Source organism: Chryseobacterium sp. FH2 (genome assembly GCF_001045455.1).
In the GTDB taxonomy this organism is placed as follows: Bacteria; Bacteroidota; Bacteroidia; order Flavobacteriales; family Weeksellaceae; genus Chryseobacterium.
The window spans coordinates 107,227-128,540 of the sequence record NZ_LFNE01000010.1 but is presented as its reverse complement, the minus strand read 5'-3'; the positions used below and the strand labels follow the sequence as shown (position 1 = coordinate 128,540).

Here is a 21,314-nt window from a genome sequence, read left to right as displayed (position 1 = left end):
TACATAATGAAACTTATAGGTCCATTTAAGCAAGTTATAACACTTGCCAATCTTCCGTTAAGAGGAAAGCTGTCTGACGAACAACTTGAAATCATTGTTGATGGAGGAATTTTAGTTGATAATAAAAAAATCCAAAGAATAGGAAATTTTGAAACCCTGAAATCTGAAAATCAAAATATAGAGATTGAAATGATCGAAGAAGAACACATCGTTCTTCCTGCTTTTGTTGATTCTCACACACATATTTGTTTTGGAGGAAATCGCGCAAATGATTTTGCTATGCGTAATGCCGGGAAGACTTATCTTGAAATTGCTGAAAGCGGGGGAGGAATCTGGAGCTCTGTTCAGCATACAAGAGACGCTTCGGAGGAAGAATTATTAAAAACTTTATTAGAAAGAATTGACTTTTTAATTTCTCTGGGTATTACAACTATTGAAATAAAAAGCGGGTATGGTTTAGATGTAGAAAATGAGTTGAAAATGCTTCGAATGATAAAAAAAGCTCAGGAAAGAACAAAGGCAACCTTAGTTCCGACTTGTCTTTCGGCACATCTGAAGCCAAGAGATTTTGCTGGTAATAACGAAGAATATTTAAATTATATTTTAACTGAAATTTTACCAACAGTAAAAGGGGAAGATCTGGCAAAGCGTGTGGATATTTTCATTGAAAAATCAGCATTTCAGCCTGAAGAAAGTAGAGATTTCTTACTTAAAACTAAAAGCTTAGGTTTTGAAATTACAGTACATGCAGACCAATTTACGCCTGGAAGCTCAAGAATTGCAGTAGAAGTTGGTGCAAAATCTGCAGATCATCTGGAAGCTACGATTGATGAAGATATAAAGTTTTTAGCCCAATCCAATACAGTTGCAACAGCTCTTCCGGGTGCAAGTTTAGGATTAGGTGAAAAATTTACCCCGGCTAGAAAATTATTGGATGCAGGAGCAATTCTGGCGATTGCAAGCGATTGGAACCCGGGTTCAGCACCAATGGGAAATTTAATTACCCAAGCCTCCGTTTTAGCAACATTTGAGAAGTTGACCACTGCAGAGGTTTTGGCGGGAATTACATTTCGTTCAGCATTTGCACTTGGTTTGGAAGACAGAGGAAAATTAGAAGAAGGATGGAAAGCAGATTTTATAACTTTTAAAACAAACAATTTTCAGAATATCCTTTATAACCAGGGAAGTCTGAAAGCTGAAAGTATATATATTGACGGAAATAGAATTTAAAATAACTCTTAATTTAGGACTTATATAGCCCGTATGCTCTCAGCATGACAATTAAAACACATATACACAAAATCAATTAATGATGAACAATATTTGGCAAGGCAGATTAGATGGGGAAGAACTTCTTTACCACAGAATATTTCAAAGAGTGAAAATAGAAAGCGATTACGATATGATTTCAACTAATAATTTCGTTTTACACGGATTTGCTGTGGATGAAGGTGTTCGTAGAAATAAAGGAAGACAGGGCGCAAAAGATGCTCCGGATATTATCCGAAAAAATATGGCCAATTTTCCGGTGATATTTCCTGATTTTTCATTGCTTGATTTTGGAAATATTACCTGTGATGATGGTAATTTGGAAAATACTCAAAATAATCTTGCCAAAAATGTTTCTAAAGTTCTATTAAAAGGAGGAAAGTCACTTGTTTTAAGTGGAGGGCATGAAGTAACCTATGCCCATTATCTAGGCGTAAAAACGGCTTTTCCTGAGCAGAAAATCGGGATTATTAATATTGATGCCCATTTTGATAACAGACAGCCTGAAGATGGAATAGGAGTGAGCTCAGGAACCGGATTCTGGCAAATTGCCCAGGAAGGCGAAATCAATTCTCTACATATTGGAATTCAGAGAAATTCAAACACATTGAAGTTGTTTGATACAGCTCATCAATATGGAATGAAATACATTCTTGCAGATGAGTTATTTTTTGAAAATCTTCCTTCAGTTTACCAAAGAATTGATGAATTGCTGGATAATGTTGATTATGCTTATCTCACAATTTGTATGGATGTTTTTAATGCTTCTATTGCACCGGGAGTTTCAGCTTCTGCTTATAATGGAATTTTTGCAGACACTACATTTATGCATTTTTACAGACATATTTTACAAAATAAAAAACTGTTGGCTTTAGATGTAGCGGAAGTCAATCCTATTTATGATATTCAGGACAGAACAGCGAGACTGGCGGCATGTCTTATAAATGAATGGTTTATGATTTAGGCTAGAAAATTATATTCAATTGATAGAAAAAATCATTATTTTATTTAAATGGAAGGAACAAAATTTGTTGCTTTCATGATGCTTTTAAAATAAAGGCATTAATAAATTCATTATTTGAATTTGAAAACAGGAATTATATTATGGAACAATTAATTGAAAATAAACTTATCAAAGCAGATAAGGCATTTTCAGAATGGAAAAAAATACCATTCGAAGACAGACAGAAATTAATTGCAAAGGCGGCTGAAATTTTGAAGAATAATTCAGAAAAATTTGGTATAATCATTACAAAGGAAATGAATAAACCAATTTCACAGTCGATTGCTGAGGTAGAAAAGTGTGCTTTAATGATGAATTATTATGCAGATGCTGAAAATATATTAAAGCCGGAAAAAATTGATTCTGAATATAATTATTCTGAGGTTCATTATACTCCAAAAGGAACTATTTTAGGGATAATGCCGTGGAATTTTCCTTTCTGGCAAGTATTGAGATTTGCAACACCTGCTATTTTGGCAGGAAATACAGTGGTTCTGAAACATGCTTCTATCTGTTTCGGGAGCGGAAATGCTATCGAAGAAGTTCTTTTAGAGGCGGGATTCCCTGAAGGGGTGTTCCAAAATCTTGAGGTTGGGCACAAAGAGGTGAAAGAAATTCTTGAACACGATGCAGTAAAAGGTGTAAGTCTGACGGGTAGTGGAAAAGCAGGAGGAGAAGTTGCTGCAACGGCAGGCTTAAACATAAAAAAATCTTTACTTGAATTAGGAGGTAGTGATGCTTTCATCGTGTTGGATGATGCTGATTTGGATGAAGCTGCAAAAGTAGGAGCAAAAGCAAGACTTCAAAATTGCGGACAGACTTGTGTTGCTGCAAAAAGATTTATCATTGACCGTAAAATTGAAAGTGAATTTTTACCAAAATTCATTGAAGAATACCAAAAATTTGTTCCGGATGATCCTATGAATAAAGAAACACAAATTGCAGGAATGGCAAGGCCTGATTTGGCAGATGATTTGGAAAATCAGTTTAAAAAAGCATTGGAAAATGGTGCTGAAATCATTATTCCATTAGAAAGAATTTCAGATAATGAATTTAAGCCGGGATTGATCAGGGTGAAAGAAGGAAATCCTATTCTGCAGGAAGAATTATTCGGGCCACTAGGAATGGTAATGACTGCTGAGAGTGACAAAGAAGCATTGGAAATGGCAAATAATATTCCTTTCGGACTTTCAAATTCGGTTTGGACTAAAAACAAAGATCGTCAGTTATTCTTTATCGAAAACCTTGAATCAGGAACCGTAAATATCAATAGGATGACGAGCTCAGATCCGCGTTTCCCATTCGGTGGAACAAAGGCTTCCGGATACGGGACAGAGCTTTCTTTACTGGCTTTAAAAGAATTTGTAACTGCAAAGACAATTGTCGGAAACTGATGACTTTTAAAGACTCTGTTTACACATAAAAAAACTCCCGAAATTTTCGGGAGTTTTTATTTTTATTAAAGAGCTAATTTATTTTAGCTCATTGGGTTTTAATTAATTAAACCGTAGTTAATCTTAACGTATTTGTTTTTCCTCCCTCGTAAGATGGAGTAGCATTGATGTTGATGACGAAATCTCCGGATTCAATATAACCATGATTGTGTGTCAGCATATTAACCTGAATGATTGTTTCATCAGTAGATTTCTTCATATCATAATAATATGCATGAACTCCCCAAAGTAGGTTCAGCATAGTAATAACTCTCTTATTTCCGCTATAAACAATGATATGAGAATCTGGCCTGTGAGCTGCCAGTTGAAAAGCTGTATAACCAGAATGCGTTAATGTAACGATTGCTGCAACATTTGTAGTTTTTGCGATTCTTACCGCTGCAAGACATACTCTGTTTGTGATGAATCTCTCATCAATACAATTATAATCTTTTTCGATCGGTTCGTTTTTGTGCTGGTAAAAATGTGTCATTTCAATGTTTTTCACAATTTTAGCCATATTTTCAACTACCTGTACAGGATATCTACCAACAGAAGTCTCCCCTGAAAGCATCACCGCATCAGCACCATCCAATACAGAGTTTGCCACGTCATTTACTTCCGCTCTTGTTGGTGTTAAGCTGTTAATCATCGTTTCCATCATTTGAGTAGCGATAATTACAGGTTTAGAATAAAATCTTGCTTTTTCAACTAAAGTTTTCTGAATGGCAGGAACTTCTTCCATAGGAACTTCAACGCCTAAGTCTCCACGCGCAACCATCAGTCCGTCACATTCTAAAAGGATTTCATCTATATTCTTTACGCCTTCAGGTTTTTCGATCTTAGCAATAATCGGAGTTTTCATTTTTCCATTCGGATGCTTATCAATTAATTCTTTTAAATCAATAATATCCTGAGCATGACGTACAAAAGAAAGAGCAATCCAGTCAACTTCCTGATCTAGCATAAAGTTGGCATCCTGAATATCTTTCTCTGTCAAAGCAGGAAGAGATACATTCGTATTGGGCAGGTTTACCCCTTTCTTAGAGCTTAGAGGCCCCCCTTGAATTGTTTTAGCTTTTACCGTATCTTTTTCATTAGTTTCAGTTACTTCCAAAACTAACTTTCCGTCATCAATAAGAATTCTTTCACCAACTTTTACGTCCTGAGGAAATTGTTGATAAGTCATATAAACTTTTGTAGAATCTCCTTCTATTTTCTCATTGGTAAATGTAAGAATATCTCCAGGGTTAAGATAAGAACCTTCTTTTACAACACCTACTCTCAGCTTAGGACCTTGAAGATCCCCTAAAATACCTACCGAAAAGCCATACTCTTTATTAAGCTCTCTGATAATATCAATATTTGTTCGAACTAAGTCGTAATCTGCGTGCGAAAAATTTATTCTAAAAATGTCAACACCCGCTTTCATTAATCCTAACATTACTTCCTTCGACGATGAAGCCGGCCCAAGTGTTGCGATAATTTTTGTCTTCTTTAAATACTTATTCATAATACTGGATAATTTGATAAAGTTCTTCTTCAGAACCTAATGTATAATCTTGAATTGGAAACACAAGATTTTCAGGGAGCAAAATTACGGAAAAATCAGGAAACTGTTCCGAACTATGCAAAATATATTGCACTTCTACCTGATTATTTAATAAAAATTTAATGTTATCTTCTTCTGAGAAGAGTTCAGTTTGTAGTTTTTTTTGTTTACTTTCTGTAGATTTATTCGAAATAAAAGTAAAACAGGTCTTTGTAAACTTATGGTAAGCCTCAAACCTTGGAAAAAAATAATCATAATAATCTCCATGCAACACTAAATCTTGTTTTCTGGAAAATTTAAGATTGTTATTGTGATTTATTTTAAAAAAAAACTCATGATCAGGTATATTTTTAGCTAATCTCACCAATCCTATGGTAATATCTTCAAATTCTATATCGTCTAAATCATAAAGTTTTTGGATTTCCAAGTATATTTTCTTTTTTGTTTAAAATATAAAATGCCCGCTGTGCTGCCTTTTCTTCTGCTTTTTTCTTGGAAGTCTCTGTGGCGTTGGCGATTTTTTCTTCCCCGAGCCAAACATGGCAACGAAATACTATCGCCTTATTTCCCTGAATTTCTTCGCAAGTTTCGTACTTTATATTTACTTTTTTCTTCTGGCTCCATTCCAGCAGAAGACCTTTGTAGCTTACAATTTTATTTTCAAGTTTGTTAATTTCGGTTGGTGTCAGTAATCTTTCCAAAATAATTTTCTTACAAAAATCATATTGAAAATCTAGGTAAACCGCACCGATGAGTGCCTCGAATAAATTTCCGGAGATATTTTCACCTAAAGCTACAGAGTTTTGCTTTTGCAAAAGGCTTGTGAGTTTTAAATCTTCTCCTAATTTATTAAGATTTTTCCTATTAACAATTTTAGATTTCATTTGTGTCAAATATCCTTCATTGGCATGAGGATAGGCCTGGAATAAATGACAAGAAATAATTGTACCCAAAACAGAATCTCCCAAAAACTCAAGTCTTTCGTAATTACTGTTGTCTTGATTTTTAGAAGAGTTTTTTAAAGAAAAAGCTTCACGATAAAGCGCGACATTCTGTACCTCGGTGCCCAACATTTTATTTAGTTCGGTACTAAGGAAATAGTCTCTCTCCGTTAATTTTCTTTTTCTTTGTTTGAGAAGGAATTTAGAAAAGTATTTCTGTAACTCCATTCAGTAAATTTAGATTTTCGTAAATAGAACGCAAGCGTTATGACCACCAAACCCAAAAGTATTACTCATGGCTACTTTCACATCTTTCTTCACAGCATCATTGAATGTAAAATTCAGCCTGCTGTCAATATTTTCATCATCAGTAAAATGGTTGATGGTAGGAGGAACAATACCATGAATAATAGTTCCCAACGCAGCAATAGCTTCAATAACCCCGGCAGCACCCAAAAGGTGACCAGTCATTGATTTTGTAGAATTAATCTGAATGTCAAAAGCGTGCTCTCCTAATAATCTTGAAATCGCATTAGATTCTGCAATGTCTCCTAATGGAGTAGATGTACCATGCATATTGATGTGATCTACTTCATCAGCAGTTAAGCCTGCATCTTCCAAGCAATTTTTCATTACAAGGTAAGCTCCTAAACCTTCAGGATGAGGTGCTGTCATATGGTGTGCATCTGCACTCATACCTCCACCTTTTAATTCTGCATAAATTGTTGCACCACGTTTTACCGCATGCTCATATTCTTCAAGAATGATAGTTCCTGCTCCTTCACCAAGTACAAAACCATCTCTGTCTTTGTCAAAAGGTCTTGAAGCTGTTTTTGGATCATCATTTCTTGTAGAAAGTGCCATCATTGCATTGAAACCACCGACACCACTTGCTGTAACGGCTGCCTCTGAGCCTCCACATACAATCACGTCTGCCTTTCCTAGTTGGATAAGCATTTTGGAATCAATTAAAGCGTTTGCTGAAGACGCACATGCAGAAACAGTTGTATAATTGGGACCATGGAAACCATACTCTATAGAGATATGTCCAGGGGTGATATCCGCAATCATTTTAGGAATAAAGAAAGGGTTGAATCTAGGAATGTCTGTATTTGCCCACCCTAAAACTTCAGTTTCAAAAGTCTCTAAACCTCCGATTCCCGATCCCCAAATTACCCCGACTCTGTTTTTATCTACATTGTCTTCAATAATTCTTGAGTGTGATACTGCTTCTCTGGCAGCAACAAGCCCAAGCTGAGTATTTCTATCCATTTTTTTAGCCTCTTTCTTATCGAAATGATCTAATGGATTGAAACCTTTTACTTCGCAAGCGAACTTAGTCTTGAAGTTTGTGGCATCAAAAAGAGTAATCGGAGCAGCACCGCTCTCACCTTTAAGAAGATTTTCCCAGTATTCTTTTGCATTATTTCCAATCGGTGTTATTGCGCCAAAACCGGTTACAACTACTCTTTTTAATTCCATAAACTTTCTTTAATTTCTTTTTTGTTGAAGAATATTATTTATTTACTACTTCTTCGATATAAGCGATAGCGTGCCCTACAGTAGTAATTTTTTCAGCCTGATCATCAGGGATTTGAATATTGAATTCTTTTTCAAATTCCATGATAAGTTCAACTGTATCCAAAGAATCTGCTCCTAAATCGTTTGTGAAGCTAGCCTCTGGAGTTACTTCTGTTTCTTCAACGTCAAGCTTATCAGCGATGATAGCTTTTACTCTTGATGCAATGTCTGACATAGTAAATTATTTTTTTAATTGTTAGATGGTGCAAATATATAAAATTCTTTACGATAAAACATTTTTTTACTCTTTTTTGTGGTTTGGCGATGCTTATTTTATATTGTGGAAGTTTAGTGTTTTAGTTTTCAATTGGTTATATTCAGTGTAGTGGTTTCCAAATATTTCAAATTGAGAAAATGAAAAGTTGTTTGGCTGAAATGAAGTATTGATGAATTGTAGTATTAATACTGAGTATTAGTTAGATTAATGTAAAATAACGATAAAACTAAACGGAATTAAATTTTATTGATTTTAATAAAATTTTAATTATTAAGAGAATACTTTATCTGTCTATATACTATTATAACGTGTAGTTGTATTCTTGTATTACATTGAGCTTTTTAACAAAACAAAATTGAGCTTTTTAACAAAATGCATATGTTGTGATTGACGGAACTTTGTCTCAATAAAAAATCAGTAAAAATGAAAAAAGTTTGGTTTATCACAGGAAGTTCGAAAGGACTGGGGAGAAGTCTTGCAGAAGCAGTTTTGTTAAAAGGGGATAACGTGGCGGCAACTGCAAGGAATCCTCAACAGTTAAATGATTTAGCTGAAAAGTATCCGGAACAGTTGATTGCATTAGAATTGGATGTTCAAAATAAAGAACAGATTTATTCTGCTGTTGAAGAAACAATTGAACATTTTGGAAGAATTGATGTTTTGGTAAATAATGCAGGTTTCGGAATTACTGGAGCGGCTGAAGCGTTTACAAATGAACAGGTAAGAAATCAATTGGAGGTTAATTTATATGCGCCGATTGAGGTGACGAGAGCGGTTTTACCTTATATGAGAAAACAACGTTCGGGAAATATTCTGCAAATAAGCTCAATTGGCGGCAGAGTAGGGAATGCAGGTCTTTCAATTTATCAGGCAGCAAAATTTGGTCTTGTTGGTTTCTCTGAGTCACTAAGTAAAGAAATTGCAACGTTGGGAATTAAATTAACCTGTATTGAACCGGGTGGTTTCCGTACAGAATGGGTGGGGTCTTCAATGAGTTTTGCGAAAGATATCGAAGGGTACGAAACAACAGTTGGGGGGATAAAAGCACATTTAACTTCCGGTAAATTTCTTCCAATGGGTGATCCTGGTAAAGCTGCAAAAGTAATGATAAAAGTTGTTGAAGATGAAAATCCTCCTTTGCATTTGGTTTTGGGAAGTGAAGCAGCTGCTATTTTGAGAGTTACCGACGAAAAGCGAAAAGAAGAATTTGAAAAATGGTTAGATGTCACGGTCTCAACTGATCACGATGATGCTGTCAATATTTTTGAAACAGAATATGGAAAGCAATATTTGTCTCATAAAGGAATTAGTTTGGAATAAAAGCAACGATGAGACTGTAATAATTGCAGTCTCATTTCTTATATTTGTATGAAATGAAATCTAAAAGAGAAGATTTTGGAAATATTGTCTATTCCTGTTATACACAACTGAGCAGACAGGGAGAGCATTTTGTTGCAGATCATGTTTTGAGCTATCAGATTTCCGGAGATTTGATTTTGAATGATGGTTTTAATGATTATTCGGCGAGAGACGGTTCTATTCGTTTTTTGAGACGAAATCAGTTGCTCAAATTTATGAAACAGCCGCCACCAAATGGAGATTTTAAATCATTATCAATTTATCTGGATCAACAGATTTTAAAGGATTTTAGTCTTGAATATGATTTAATTTCAGAAAAAAAAGAATTTAATAAACCTTTGATATTGTTAAATGACAGTCTGGAATTGAAAAGCTATATGGATTCATTATTGCTATATCAAAATTCCGGGAAACTTTCAGACTCTCGCTTGGTTGATTTAAAAATAAAAGAAGCCTTGATTTTATTAATTCAGGAAGAACCGGATTTGAAGAATATTTTATTTGATTTTGAAGAACCCGGAAAAATGAATATTGAGGCTTTTATGAATAAGAATTATCATTTTAATGTTAATTTAGACCGCTTCGCATATCTTACAGGAAGGAGTCTGGCGACTTTCAAACGTGATTTTGAAAAGATATTCGGAACTACGCCCGGGAAATGGCTTCTTCAAAAGAGGTTACAGGAAGCTCATTATCTTTTAGAAAAAGGGAAGATGGCTTCTGATATTTATTTAGATTTGGGTTTTGAAGATCTTTCTCATTTTTCATTTGCCTTTAAAAAATATTACGGTGAATCACCAAGTAAAATAGTATAGTATTTATATAATGAAGTTGAAATTTTGTAGTTTGATTTTATTTTTCAGTTTTAATTTATTCTTTTGTCAGACTAAAGCTAAAGTTATTAAAATCAAAGATGGTGATACGGTTGTTGTTTTATTAGGAAATAATCATCAGGAAACTTTGAGGTTAGCAGAAGTTGATTGCCCTGAAAATGGACAGGCCTTTGGTAAAAAAGCAAAACAATTTACAAGTTCTCAAGTTTTTGGAAAGACAGTTATTTTTTACAGAATAAGCAAAGACAGATACAAACGAACTGTTGCTAAGATCTTTTATGATGATAAATATTTATCCGCTGAGATTATAAAAGCAGGTTTAGGATGGTGGTATTTTAAAGCGTCAAAGGATTTTGAATTAAAAAATTACGAAATTGAAGCTAAAAAAACAAAGCTAGGGCTATGGTCAGATAAAAATGCTGTCTCGCCATGGGATTTCAGAAAGACTAAAAGAAATAAAAATAAAAAAGAGGTTTTATGATGAACAAAACCTCTTTTTTCAGCATTTATAATCTTGATGTTATCTAAAGTTACATTTTAAACTAAAACAAGCGATTTCTTTCTAATTTTTCTATTTTTTTAAAATTATTACACATAACCAAAAACAAATTAGAAATAGCTTCTATATCATCCAAATCGTAATTTTCATTTGTTTTTAATTTTTTTCTTAATATCATAAGGTCATAGCTTATAATACCTTTTTTAACTTTTATTGTTGGTCTTTCCTCATCTTCCCTTTTATTATGCTCCAGTTTTCAAAAGGTATTTTATAATAAAGACCTCTTTCATTAATATGAATTTCAGAATCAATAATTTCAATTAATTGTGTTGAAAGCTTACTTAAAATTTCTTTTATTTCTATGAAATTATACGTTCCACGCACATTATTTTCGTAGTCAATTCTAGAATTAAATAAATCATTTTCCTCAAAATAATACATTTTAATAAAGTCAACCACATCTTGTTCTTTATTAAATTCTTTCCAAAATTCACCAGATCCTGGCCCAGGAGCCCATATTCACTTATCCATCTTTCTATTTTAATTCCTGCATTCTCGGCAAAAGTTTTATTAATATTGCCTCCTCCTTTCTGCAGTTTTTTTCTTTCAGAATTACTTTCTCAATATCTTATCCTCTACTAAATCATCAGCTCTAGAACCATTTTTTGCTCCGGTCAAAAGTTCCTCTATAAATTTAATATAACCTTTGAAACTTTGGAACAGGCTTTGGTAAAAAACAAAACCACTTTTAAGAAAAAGTGGTTTTGTATGAAAGTTAAATTAATCCTCTATCGGGAAAACCTGTCTTATAAACTTTAAAAGTTCTTCAATGGTTTTGAATTCTTTTGCTGTTGAAATCTGACCAATGGCATACTTAATAGTCAATGTTTTACCTTGAATTTCAATAGAAAATCCCTTTTGGTAAGTTCCAAATCCTAAACCTTCCTCAAACTTATAATTCTGTCCAACATATAGTTCGTTATTTTTAATTGTACAATAATACCCTTCTTCTTCTATTGTGCTTTTTATTTCATTTAAATACATAATCTAATATTTTTATTGTTTTATTCTTACAAAAAACTGACCTCCTTTTTCCCATTGAGTAATAAAATCTTCTAACTCAATAGTAGCTCTGACACCACTCCCTTTACCAATACCTTCTATTGGCCAAGGGTCTCTGATATGTAACTTACCATCTACTATTCTATCAATTATTATTGCGTGCCTTTCTCCTGTAATAGGCTTAATAGTAGCTATCCAAGAATTTTCCTTTGATAAAATTTTTACAATTTCAGAACTTGAAAGCTCTCCTGCACTAGCGTGACCACCTTGAATTTTACCTTTTCCAAAAATATGTTCCATTGTAGGAACTATATTATCATACATTGTCCCCATTTCTTCTGTAGTTCCAGCTAGCTTTCTTATGGCCGCTTCCGTCATCTCAATACCATTATCTTTTGCCAATTGCCTGATACAGGCTGCCGCACAGGACATATTATGCTCTTGGGCGACCATATCTCTGGAAAGAACTTCAAGATATTTTAGTACTCCTCCTGTACCAGTCCTTATTTTAGGTTTCAGAATTTTATTCCAGAAAGAATTTACTTCTTTGAAATCTCCTTTGAAGATAGGTTTTTCTTTCCATTTCAGCAGATAACCATCAGCTTTAGCCAGAATTTCAATGCCAAGCTTTTTAAATCCTATTCTTGCACTGGCAAGGATGTTGAAAATGCTCTGTGCTTTCTTTCCTTGTAATACAATTTCTTCAATTTCCTCTGCTGTCATGGCTAAATCCTCAGCCTTAGCACCATTCTTAGCACCCTGTAACAAATCCTCAATGAACCTGATAAATCCTTTAAACCCCTTAGCACAAGCTTTTCCAAATCTAACAATAAATCTTGAAAGAAAAGCCAGTAAATCTGTAATTCCTAATGTGGCTACAGAAACAGTTTCCTTTGCAAGAACCTTTAATAAGCTTGCTGCTTTTTGTACATAAGTAGCTCCTTTTACAACATTTCCTGCTCCTTCTGTAAAAATAAGTAGCAAAATATTAATCAGTAACTCAAAGGCAAAAATACCTACATAAAAAGCTACTGTATATCTTGAAACATCACCAAAATACTCATTCATCTTATCTAGTATTCCCTGCATATCAGATTGAGAAATACCTCCACTGGCTTTGAATAGGTCTTTAACTCCCTGTAAGAACTTAGATACATTCTCTGTTACCCAATCTAGTACATCCTCAGCTTTTTCCATCAAGTCTCTTCTTTCAAGATACTGCTGATAAGAAAAAGCTGTTGTAGGCTGTAAAAGAAACTCTAAAATATAAAGTAGACATTGGATGAGGCTGATAAGCCCACTGTTAATACCACAATAGAAAGCATTAGCTAATTTAAGAACTTCTATTCCTTGTTTTACCATTTCACTAAGATCATCTGCTATATTGGTAAGAAAGGATTTAATATCATTAATGACACCTGTAATCTTATTGACCAGCTTTTTAAAGGCGTCAGGAAGGTGTTCTATAGAAGCTTCTTTAACTTTGTTTGCTGCCTGTTTTACCATTGACCCAACCTTTGAAAAGGCAACTTCAGCTCCCTGAACAAATGGATTATCTCCTAAGTTCTCAAAGAACTGTGCAGCCTTATTCATATTAACAGGAACTGCAACACCTCCAATAATAGGAACCAATGGAGAATAATCTTTAGATTCAGGATTGTAATTCTTCTCTGTAGGTTTAAAGGCTTCTAACTTTTCAGCACACCATCCAATAGCATCAGCAGGAATAGAAGAAATATTTCCTATGATCTCTTCAAACCTCCTGTCTCCTGTATAAAATTGATATTCTCTCATTAATGCCTGATGAACAAGAGTTGCATCAATCTTATCTTTCTCAAAAGTATAAGCCAACTGAGCCAAATAAGCAGCCTCATCTTCCATAGAAGAGATATTACTGAAGAACTGACCGCTTATATTGGATGGTAATGGTTCTGGAAACCTCTTGAAGAGCTGTACAAAGTAATCTCCCATCTTGGCAATGTAAAAATCACCAGAAAAGTTTGATTTGTTGGTATTGGGCTTCTCATAGAACAGAAATAAAGCCTGTTTCTTTCTTGTATTAGCCTGATAGCTTCCATATACCTGTGAACCTGTTTCACAAGGCAAAACTTCTGCATAATATTCATATCCTTTTTCTCCTTTGTCATTGACTCCTGTTGAAGCAAATATTGACACAGGGTTATCTGTAAGATAAGAATAGCCTAAAGGTGTATTTCTGTAATCATGGAATGGACTTCTATAATCAGGAGAATTATCTTTGTTGATAATAGTATCACCCAAAGCACTCTTATCTCCCACAAATCCTTTGTTTAAATCTTCTATAGAAATGACCTTGAACTCAGAGAGATCATCACTCCACTCATCATCAAATAGTTTTTTTCATAAGCTGTGTTTTAGCAATTAATATTTTGTTTTAATGTTTTTAAAGCAAAGCTAATCCTCATACACGCCAGAACTTGACGCATTAAAATTTCTTTTGGGAATATTATAGTGAACTACAAATAATGTAGTAGTTTCATAATGCTTATAAAAACAAACCTGCCATATTGTAGGCAGGTTATTGATTATTTGGTATTTTTCTTTTTAAAAGTACTTTTCAGTCTATTCGTTGCGAGTTTCAGCGCCAGTAGGAGATAGTAAGTGCACCCTACATACAAAACAGCAAATGAGATTAACATCAAGAATAAATTAATGTCGTCCCAAATACTGTATTGTTTAAAAGGTGGAGTATAACATCCAAATCCAATTGTAGCGGTTAGAGACTGCATTATCATTTTATTTGTGCTTTTGAATAAATGTTTTTCTATTTCTAACGATATAAATAGCAAAGCAGACTATCCCTAATAACATTAGCCATTGCCAAGGTTTATTTTGGTTAGTTGATTCACTATTTAAAGTGATATTTGGGTTGTAATCGCTTGTATTAACACTTGTATTACTTGAGTTCTCAACAGGATTTTTAGGAGTTGTTAATTGACTAAACATATCGGGATTATTTCCCATTGCTCCTCTTCTAAATTCTGCTGTTTGGGGTGAAACCTCTAATTCTTCACTTTTATATTCAATGGAGTCCAAGCTGGATGAGTATTCTTCTAATTTTTTAATTTAAGTGGTGGTGGGAGGGGACTGTTTGGGGGTGGTTCATTACTGTTTATTCTGCTACCTGTTCTATTATACATACTTGATTCGATAGGAAAAGAAGCAGGGAGGTTGTATTGTGTTTGAGCTTGTAATTTTGCGTAAAAAGCAAAAGTTAGTAAGTCAGCGATAAATAATTTTTCATACCTTTTAATTTGTTGTTAGGCATATATTAAAAAAGCAATCAAAAAGAAAAAATATGTCAAAACAAAAGTGTAATCCACTCATGAAAATTGAATTGTTTATTTCCACAATAAGTAAAAGCATTAAAAAGAGCTAAAATTCAGTATTAAAAATCATAGCTCCTTATATATTCTATCATGTCTAAAATGGTATTAATTTATTTGAAATCATTTATATAGTTCGTATCTTTACATCTGATAGAAATCTTATTTTAGAGGAGTATTCAAATAAATTAAATGAGGTTTAATTAGAGCAAATAATTATCAAATATAATTTTCGGATACAATTTCGGATACAAAATAGAAAAGAGAAAATGTAATTATTTTAAATTCAATAATTTACAAATTCTCTTTAGCTTAAAAAGTGGAGTTGGAGGGATTCGAACCCTCGTCCAAACAAGCAATACATAAGCTTTCTACATGCTTATTCTACTATTGGTTTTCGGCTGAAAGCAGAGAGCAGACACCCAACTTTCAGCTTATCTTCTAAAGTTTTCGAGTTTTGGTCAAAGCATCCAAAACCTTATTTCTGCATTCCTATATCCCAGAATCAAACGCCGCAGAACAGAGCATTTGTGAGATATCTTGCTTCCTTACTATCTTCGGGAAAACGCTTGATCTACTATACTTCGATATTAAGCTGCAAGAGCGAACTCTTCGTTGCCAGTTAAAATTTTGTAGCAAGGGATTAAAGAGATCGCGCTACGGTTCTCTGCATGCTTACTTATCCATTGATCTTGCTGTCGAAACCAGTCAACCCCAAGTATAAATTGAATGCAAAGATAAGACTTTTGTTTAAATAATTAAACTTTTTAATACTATTTATAAGGCGCTATAGTGTACTGAAAGGTAAGAGCCAAGGTATTTAGTTATTGTGATTATTTTATTTTAAAGAAAATTTAGAATATTAAATGAGCCCGGATTTTGCAGTTTAATAAAAAATTCATAGTTTTGCAATCCAAAATGAGATGTAATATATGTTAATAATTCCGGTAAAAGATGGTGAATCCATCGACAGAGCGTTAAAAAAATATAAAAGAAAATTTGATAAAACTGGTACAGTTCGTCAATTAAGATCAAGACAACAGTTTAATAAGCCTTCTGTAACTTTAAGACAAGCTAGACTTAAAGCTGCTTATAAGCAAAGAGCTCTTAGTAAAGAAGAACAGGCTTAAGAAATTTTCTTAAACTTATACTAAATTCACTTCTTAAATTCTTATATTTGAGAAGTGAATTTTTGTTTTTATAATCTAATAACATGTTAGATAAATTTTTAGACTATTTACAATTTGAAAAGAGGTATTCTCCTCACACTATTACAAGCTATAAGAAAGATCTTGAAGATTTTTCTTATTTCTATCTCAAAACTGAGTCTTCCGAAGATATTTCAAAAGCAGACAAAAAAGTTATCCGGAATTTTATTGTTGAGCTTAGTGAAAATAATATTGCAAGACGAAGTATCAATAGGAAGCTTTCCTCCCTTCGTAGTTTTTATCTTTATCTCTTAAAAATAGGTGAAATTAACGTTTCTCCCACTGAAAGTATTTCTTCTTTGAAATTTTATCCTGAAAAGCAGATTCCTATGTCTAAAGAGGAGATGCAGGTGCTTAATGATAATATTTTTGGGCAAGTAAATGATAGATTAGAAAAATGTATAATGGAGGTACTTTATCAGACAGGAATTCGGAAAGCGGAGCTTTGTGGTATGATGTTTGAGAGTGTTAACTTGAGTGGGAATGAGCTTAAAATTATTGGTAAAGGAAATAAAGAAAGATATATTCCTATATCTGAAGACTTATCTATCTTGCTTAAAAGTTATTTAGACATAAGAATGCCACAAGATGAATATAAATCATATTTTTTTGTAAATAAGAAAGGGAAAAAACTCAATGAAAAATTTGTTTATGTGGTAGTTAATAAGTACCTTAGTCTTATAACAACGAAGGAAAAAAGAAGTCCTCACATCCTCCGTCATAGCTTTGCTACTCACGTTTTGGATAATGGGGCGGAGATCTCCAAAGTAAAAAAGATATTAGGGCATTCCAGTCTTGCAAGTACGCAAGTTTATACGAATGCTAATATTGAACAATTGAAAAAAGTGTTTAATCAGGCTCATCCTAGAGCGTCTAAAAAAGAAGAATTATGAAGATCACAGTACAATCAATTGGTTTAACACCTCATGAACCATTAGAGTCACACATTGAAAAGAAAGTAAGTAAACTTGATACTTTCTATGACAAAATTCAGGAGTGTAAAATATTTTTAAAAGTAGAAAATAATGCGGATAGAGCGAACAAAACTGCCGAGATTATTTTGGCTGTTCCGGGTGACGATATCGTTGTAAAAAAGACATCTGCTAGTTTTGAAGAAAGTTTAGATATGTGTGTAGATACTGCTAAAAAGCTACTAATCAAGAAAAAAGAAATGGCGTAGAAAAAAAAGATAAAAAAAGTCAATAAAAAGTTTGAGAATTCAAAAAAACCGTTCTATATTTGCACTCGCAAAAAGGGAACAGCGTTCTTTTGAATTCTTTTTTTAATTATATGCCTCCATAGCTCAGTTGGCCAGAGCACGTGATTTGTAATCTCGGGGTCGTGGGTTCGAATCCCTCTGGAGGCTCTTAATATAAACATTCGGGAAGATTCCAGAGTGGCTAAATGGGACTGACTGTAACTCAGTTGCTTCGGCTTCGCAGGTTCGAATCCTGCTCTTCCCACAGTTTATATTTAAAAAAAGGCTTGCGAGTCTCAGAGAGTTTTCTTAGATTTGCACACCGTTACCAATAATTTTGGAAACAAAATTGCGGAAGTAGCTCAGTTGGTAGAGCGTCAGCCTTCCAAGCTGAATGTCGCGAGTTCGACCCTCGTCTTCCGCTCAGAATTACACTGTAAAAGTGTCTTTTAACTACTGAAAAACTCAGAGTAGAATTTTCTCAACAGTTTTCAGTCAGGATATTAAAAATGCCTCCATAGCTCAGTTGGCCAGAGCACGTGATTTGTAATCTCGGGGTCGTGGGTTCGAATCCCTCTGGAGGCTCTTAATATAAACATTCGGGAAGATTCCAGAGTGGCTAAATGGGACTGACTGTAACTCAGTTGCTTCGGCTTCGCAGGTTCGAATCCTGCTCTTCCCACAGTTTATATTTAAAAAAAATTGCAAGTTTCAAGAATTTTTCTTAAATTTGCAAAGCGTTACCAATAATTTTGGAAACAAAATTGCGGAAGTAGCTCAGTTGGTAGAGCGTCAGCCTTCCAAGCTGAATGTCGCGAGTTCGACCCTCGTCTTCCGCTCAACAAGAATCACTCTATTTTTAGCGTGATTTTTTTGTTTAATGCCGACTTAGCTCAGCGGTAGAGTGCTTCCTTGGTAAGGAAGAGGTCACGGGTTCAAGTCCCGTAGTTGGCTCTAATTGCAAAACCCTTCCTACATTGGGGTTTTCAAGGTTTTAATTCAGCTTTAACAAAGGTAGAAAATGTTCGATGTCAACATTAACGTCAACATTAATCTACCAAAATGAGAAAACGAAGCACAGAGCTAATAAAGCTTACTAATGGTTGTGAACGAACCGGAGTTTATTTTTCACCGAAAGGGTGTATGAATTTTACTTCAATATCGAAGTTTTCGAAAAAGTGGTTTATAGAATGTAGATTCTATGATCCAAAATTTAAAGAAATATATCCTAACGGGTTTCAATACAGAAAGAAATTTACAAAACCTACACTTCGAGAACTTAAAATATTTGCTGAGATTTTCAAAGAGGAAATGGAGCATAAACTTGACGATTTAAAGTTCAATCCTATTTCAAAAATTTATATGAATAATTCTCTGGGTGAATTAAATCCCGGTATGAAATTTATGGATGCTCTTTGGAAGGTCCGGGATAAAATACTCTTCTCAGAAGATTATATGCGTTTGTCAAGACAATTGTTAACTCTTATTGAAAAAGTTATTCCGGAACTTGGATATACTGACTTGAGAATAATTGACACTAAGATTTGGCATATTAAAAACATCTTAGAATCTATTTACACTACAAATTCAGTATTCAATAAACACAGAAGTTGTCTCAAAACATTATTTAATGAGTTATTGGAATATGGCTGTGTTGAATTTAATCCAGTTGGTTCGCTTTCTAAAAAAGTAGAAACTCCAGCAATACGAGAACTTTTAACAGACCGAAAGAAAACAATTGTTTTGCAATATTTACATGATAATTTTTCAGAATTTTATAGATATGCAAATATTTTCCATTATTCTGGGGCCATAACAACAGAATTATTTAGGGTTTAGGCAAAATATGTTGATATCGAAAATCAAGAATATAAAGTTTTAATAAAAAAAAGAAGGAAATTTGAATGGGAAACTAAAGTAATTATACCTGCAGCTGTTCCATATTGGCGTCAAATTTTACTTGAATGTACATCAGAAGATGATTATGTTTTTTCAAAAGGTTTACGTCCAGGAAGAGTGCAAGTAAACGTTCTTTAGTTACTCAACGATGGAAAGAAATGTTAAAGATTCAGATAAGATAACAGATCCCTTTACGAAAAAGCCAATTAAAGTAACAGAAGATTTTTATTCATGGAAACATTTATTCTTAGATAAACTTGACAAGTTTCAGAATTCTTTGGAAGCACCAATAATTCCGATTAATTTGGCTCAAGGTATGGCAAGTCATTTATCTCCAGAAACGACAAAAAAATATACTATTGGTAAGTCTGATAGAAACAAAGAATATTTAAAGAAAATTTCAATTAAATAAAAAAAAACAGATTGGGAATCTGGGTTCAAGATTTTCAAAAAGTCCATTTAAAGCAATGAGTGAAACTTTTTACAAAACTAGTGATATTTTTGTAATTTTAAAGAGGTTGAAAAGTATGTTATTAGAAAATTTAAAGATATAAATAGAGGATATTAAAAAAATAGCTTCCTAATTATTAGGAAGCTATTAACATTTTTACTTAAAGTTTTTTAGCAATCTCCATAATTGGAGTTTACAGCATATGCTAGTTCATCATTAAATCCTGGACTCATATCTGGATTGTCTGATTGAAAAAATACTGTTGTAGTACTACCACATGCATTTATAAAAGCGACAGACCACCAACGAAAATACAAAGCTATAGCTTGTTTTTGCTCTTGGGTAAGTTCTTTAACTTCCGTAGTATTTTCATGATTAACTACCTGCTTGTTTTCTTTAACCTCATCTTTTGTATTAGCAAAAGTAAATGTTGATAAAGCTAGGGCTCCGATAAAAAATAATTTTTTCATAGTTGAAATTTTTATATTGTTTTTAAAAAATGTTCTAATCAAGAAATGTATTTATGCTTTTAATACGATCAACCATAAATTTAGTCCGATCATTCCCATTTGCATCTACAACTTTAATGTTGCCATTATACATGGACGGATTTTCCTGGAAATTTTTTCTTGCCTCTAAAAACTGAGCTTTCGTTTTTGCTTTGACTTCGTTATAATATTTTAAAGGCTCTATAATATCTTCTGACTTTTTCACATCAGTAGCATAAATCTCAATAGTTCTGTTTTTATTATATACCTCCAGTACAACCCCTGATAAACCTTTAAATCTGAAAGGACCTTCTGGAATAGATATATCACTTGTGAACCATGCAAAAAAAGTTTGACCGGTATCTGTTATGGTTTTTGCAAGCCGGCACTTATATCCCTTTATTTCTTTGGTTTCATTTAGTATCTCCCATTTTAGAAGTGGTTCCTCAAAAGTAAAAGCATATTTTCCAACTGGCAATGAAGCTGTAATAATCTCATTATTTTTATAGATGCTCTCCGTAGTTTTAGGATACTTTGCAATTGGACCAGCTGAAGTAGTAATAGTTTGCGTTGGTATTCCTTTATAATATGCCTTAGCTTCTTTACTGCAATAAATTGAGTGAGTATTATTAAAAAGTAGGGTAGTATTAAAAATGTTTACTTTATCCCTATTTAAACTATCGCTAATCATTTTAGTTTCATAGTTAATCTCCATGATAGCTTTTTCTTGAGCAGATAATAAAGAGATACTAAAAATACCAATAATAGCAAATACTAATTTCTTTTTCATCATTTAAATTATTATTTGACTATTTACAAAATATTTTTTAATCACAATTACGGGAATCCATATTTTTTAATTTTTCAAATTTATCAAGTATGATAGATACCATAATTTTAGAATTGAATATGGCTCTCCATTATCCCGGATTTCTTTCGGGATATTTCTTTATCCA

At 33.4% G+C, this 21,314-nt stretch carries 22 protein-coding genes, 7 tRNA genes and 1 other RNA gene; 18 read left to right on the top strand and 12 right to left on the bottom strand.

Features of this window, described 5'->3' with window-relative positions; translation table 11 throughout:
- The first annotated feature begins 6 nt into the window (after nucleotides 1-6).
- From hutI to ACM39_RS15090, 3 genes are all read left to right on the top strand, one after another.
- Entirely contained in the window at nucleotides 7-1,230 is a 1,224-nt protein-coding gene (hutI, locus tag ACM39_RS15100) for an imidazolonepropionase (protein ID WP_048511875.1), read from the top strand.
- 82 nt (nucleotides 1,231-1,312) lie between these two features.
- A complete protein-coding gene (gene hutG / locus ACM39_RS15095) occupies nucleotides 1,313-2,233 on the top strand; it encodes a formimidoylglutamase (protein ID WP_048511990.1) in 921 nt (306 codons plus the stop codon).
- A gap of 140 nt (nucleotides 2,234-2,373) precedes the next feature.
- The gene (locus ACM39_RS15090; protein ID WP_048511874.1) at nucleotides 2,374-3,666 is read left to right on the top strand and encodes an aldehyde dehydrogenase family protein; all 1,293 of its coding nucleotides are present in this window, start codon (nucleotides 2,374-2,376) and stop codon (nucleotides 3,664-3,666) included.
- A gap of 106 nt (nucleotides 3,667-3,772) precedes the next feature.
- Here the strand turns inward: ACM39_RS15090 and pyk are convergent, their stop codons facing one another.
- From pyk to ACM39_RS15065, 5 genes are read right to left on the bottom strand one after another with little or no spacing between them, the layout of a single operon-like run.
- Entirely contained in the window at nucleotides 3,773-5,218 is a 1,446-nt protein-coding gene (pyk, locus tag ACM39_RS15085; RefSeq protein ID WP_048511873.1) for a pyruvate kinase, read from the bottom strand.
- Nucleotides 5,211-5,684, bottom strand: a complete 474-nt coding sequence (locus ACM39_RS15080) for an IPExxxVDY family protein (RefSeq protein WP_048511872.1) — start codon at nucleotides 5,682-5,684, stop codon at nucleotides 5,211-5,213. The genes pyk and ACM39_RS15080 overlap by 8 nt, the downstream gene beginning before the upstream one ends.
- On the bottom strand, nucleotides 5,662-6,426 hold the full coding sequence (rnc, locus tag ACM39_RS15075; protein WP_048511871.1) for a ribonuclease III: 765 nt from the start codon (nucleotides 6,424-6,426) through the stop codon (nucleotides 5,662-5,664). The genes ACM39_RS15080 and rnc overlap by 23 nt, the downstream gene beginning before the upstream one ends.
- Nucleotides 6,427-6,435: 9 nt before the next feature.
- Complete coding sequence (fabF, locus tag ACM39_RS15070) at nucleotides 6,436-7,680, bottom strand: beta-ketoacyl-ACP synthase II (RefSeq protein ID WP_048511870.1); 1,245 nt, start codon at nucleotides 7,678-7,680, stop codon at nucleotides 6,436-6,438.
- 34 nt (nucleotides 7,681-7,714) lie between these two features.
- Nucleotides 7,715-7,954, bottom strand: a complete 240-nt coding sequence (locus ACM39_RS15065) for an acyl carrier protein (protein WP_002976354.1) — start codon at nucleotides 7,952-7,954, stop codon at nucleotides 7,715-7,717.
- A gap of 465 nt (nucleotides 7,955-8,419) precedes the next feature.
- Here ACM39_RS15065 and ACM39_RS15060 point away from each other — a divergent pair, with 465 nt between their 5' ends.
- Genes ACM39_RS15060 through ACM39_RS15050 form a run of 3 tightly spaced genes read left to right on the top strand, consistent with a single transcriptional unit; the run spans nucleotide 8,420 to nucleotide 10,669 of the window.
- A complete protein-coding gene (locus ACM39_RS15060; protein WP_048511869.1) occupies nucleotides 8,420-9,316 on the top strand; it encodes an oxidoreductase in 897 nt (298 codons plus the stop codon).
- Nucleotides 9,317-9,369: 53 nt separating this feature from the next.
- Nucleotides 9,370-10,170: a helix-turn-helix domain-containing protein gene (locus tag ACM39_RS15055; RefSeq protein WP_048511868.1), complete on the top strand. Its 801-nt coding sequence runs from the start codon at nucleotides 9,370-9,372 to the stop codon at nucleotides 10,168-10,170.
- A gap of 10 nt (nucleotides 10,171-10,180) precedes the next feature.
- Entirely contained in the window at nucleotides 10,181-10,669 is a 489-nt protein-coding gene (locus tag ACM39_RS15050) for a thermonuclease family protein (protein WP_048511867.1), read from the top strand.
- Between the two features lie 228 nt (nucleotides 10,670-10,897).
- On the opposite strand, the gene ACM39_RS15045 is transcribed toward ACM39_RS15050, so the two are convergent.
- The 5 genes from ACM39_RS15045 to ssrA form a co-directional block, all read right to left on the bottom strand.
- The gene (locus ACM39_RS15045) at nucleotides 10,898-11,128 is read right to left on the bottom strand and encodes a hypothetical protein (RefSeq protein ID WP_048511866.1); all 231 of its coding nucleotides are present in this window, start codon (nucleotides 11,126-11,128) and stop codon (nucleotides 10,898-10,900) included.
- 339 nt (nucleotides 11,129-11,467) lie between these two features.
- The gene (locus ACM39_RS15040) at nucleotides 11,468-11,731 is read right to left on the bottom strand and encodes a hypothetical protein (protein ID WP_048511865.1); all 264 of its coding nucleotides are present in this window, start codon (nucleotides 11,729-11,731) and stop codon (nucleotides 11,468-11,470) included.
- A 12-nt stretch (nucleotides 11,732-11,743) separates the two neighbouring features.
- The gene (locus tag ACM39_RS15035; RefSeq protein ID WP_048511864.1) at nucleotides 11,744-14,047 is read right to left on the bottom strand and encodes a cysteine peptidase family C39 domain-containing protein; all 2,304 of its coding nucleotides are present in this window, start codon (nucleotides 14,045-14,047) and stop codon (nucleotides 11,744-11,746) included.
- Between the two features lie 477 nt (nucleotides 14,048-14,524).
- Nucleotides 14,525-14,824 (bottom strand): hypothetical protein, encoded by a 300-nt coding sequence (locus ACM39_RS15025; protein ID WP_048511862.1) that lies wholly within the window; start codon nucleotides 14,822-14,824, stop codon nucleotides 14,525-14,527.
- Between the two features lie 607 nt (nucleotides 14,825-15,431).
- Nucleotides 15,432-15,830, bottom strand: a transfer-messenger RNA (tmRNA) gene (ssrA, locus tag ACM39_RS18915).
- Nucleotides 15,831-16,046: 216 nt separating this feature from the next.
- Here ssrA and rpsU point away from each other — a divergent pair.
- The 12 genes from rpsU (at nucleotide 16,047) to ACM39_RS14965 (ending at nucleotide 19,831) form a co-directional block, all read left to right on the top strand.
- Nucleotides 16,047-16,244 (top strand): 30S ribosomal protein S21, encoded by a 198-nt coding sequence (gene rpsU / locus ACM39_RS15020; RefSeq protein ID WP_048511861.1) that lies wholly within the window; start codon nucleotides 16,047-16,049, stop codon nucleotides 16,242-16,244.
- Nucleotides 16,245-16,327: 83 nt separating this feature from the next.
- Nucleotides 16,328-17,215, top strand: a complete 888-nt coding sequence (locus tag ACM39_RS15015; protein WP_048511860.1) for a tyrosine-type recombinase/integrase — start codon at nucleotides 16,328-16,330, stop codon at nucleotides 17,213-17,215.
- Complete coding sequence (locus ACM39_RS15010; protein WP_048511859.1) at nucleotides 17,212-17,502, top strand: HPF/RaiA family ribosome-associated protein; 291 nt, start codon at nucleotides 17,212-17,214, stop codon at nucleotides 17,500-17,502. Before ACM39_RS15015 ends, ACM39_RS15010 begins: the two co-directional genes overlap by 4 nt.
- 112 nt (nucleotides 17,503-17,614) lie before the next feature.
- Nucleotides 17,615-17,688, top strand: a tRNA-Thr gene (locus ACM39_RS15005).
- 16 nt (nucleotides 17,689-17,704) lie between these two features.
- A tRNA-Tyr gene (locus tag ACM39_RS15000) sits at nucleotides 17,705-17,785 on the top strand.
- Nucleotides 17,786-17,871: 86 nt separating this feature from the next.
- Nucleotides 17,872-17,944, top strand: a tRNA-Gly gene (locus ACM39_RS14995).
- Nucleotides 17,945-18,031: 87 nt separating this feature from the next.
- Nucleotides 18,032-18,105, top strand: a tRNA-Thr gene (locus ACM39_RS14990).
- Between the two features lie 16 nt (nucleotides 18,106-18,121).
- Nucleotides 18,122-18,202: transfer RNA gene (locus ACM39_RS14985), tRNA-Tyr, on the top strand.
- A gap of 84 nt (nucleotides 18,203-18,286) precedes the next feature.
- Nucleotides 18,287-18,359 (top strand) — tRNA-Gly (locus ACM39_RS14980).
- A 43-nt stretch (nucleotides 18,360-18,402) separates the two neighbouring features.
- A tRNA-Thr gene (locus ACM39_RS14975) sits at nucleotides 18,403-18,474 on the top strand.
- Between the two features lie 189 nt (nucleotides 18,475-18,663).
- A complete protein-coding gene (locus ACM39_RS14970) occupies nucleotides 18,664-19,359 on the top strand; it encodes a hypothetical protein (RefSeq protein ID WP_048511858.1) in 696 nt (231 codons plus the stop codon).
- 208 nt (nucleotides 19,360-19,567) lie between these two features.
- The gene (locus tag ACM39_RS14965) at nucleotides 19,568-19,831 is read left to right on the top strand and encodes a hypothetical protein (protein WP_048511857.1); all 264 of its coding nucleotides are present in this window, start codon (nucleotides 19,568-19,570) and stop codon (nucleotides 19,829-19,831) included.
- Between the two features lie 209 nt (nucleotides 19,832-20,040).
- Here the strand turns inward: ACM39_RS14965 and ACM39_RS14960 are convergent, their stop codons facing one another.
- Nucleotides 20,041-20,340 (bottom strand): hypothetical protein, encoded by a 300-nt coding sequence (locus tag ACM39_RS14960; RefSeq protein WP_048511856.1) that lies wholly within the window; start codon nucleotides 20,338-20,340, stop codon nucleotides 20,041-20,043.
- 34 nt (nucleotides 20,341-20,374) lie between these two features.
- Nucleotides 20,375-21,151 carry a GLPGLI family protein gene (locus ACM39_RS14955; RefSeq protein WP_048511855.1) on the bottom strand — a complete coding sequence of 259 codons (777 nt, stop codon included), beginning with the start codon at nucleotides 21,149-21,151 and terminating at the stop codon, nucleotides 20,375-20,377.
- Nucleotides 21,152-21,314 lie beyond the last annotated feature (163 nt).